The organism is Dellaglioa sp. CoH-57-MRSF-22, from assembly GCF_056781895.1.
Genome location: NZ_JBXAXT010000186.1, coordinates 1 through 289, shown reverse-complemented (window position 1 = coordinate 289; position 289 = coordinate 1). Strand labels below are relative to the sequence as shown.

At 56.1% G+C, this 289-nt stretch carries 1 protein-coding gene; it reads right to left on the bottom strand.

What is annotated here, in order from left to right; genetic code table 11:
* On the bottom strand, positions 1–262 hold a 262-nt coding region (locus AC1RPR_RS08740; protein WP_481763560.1), incomplete at its 3' end, for a hypothetical protein.
* Between the last annotated feature and the right edge of the window lie 27 nt (positions 263–289).

Here is a 289-nt window from a genome sequence, read left to right as displayed (position 1 = left end):
CGTACACACCATGGCGTTCGGTACACGCGACCAGCAGGTCAGAGCCCGCGATCCCGTACTGATGCAGGACCCGGAACAGCGTGTTTTTCGTCACCTGAATGGTCGACGGAATTTCAATCGGCATCTTGTGGTTGCGATTGATACCAGCCGTGTGGTATCCGGTGGTCCGCACGTTCATCGCGAATGCTGTGCCCTTGGGCGCTTTCTTGATCCACGCAATAGCGTCGGCCTGCGTCTTGATACTCGTAATCACCGGTCTCATTCTGCCTACGTGAATTTCGGTTGGAGC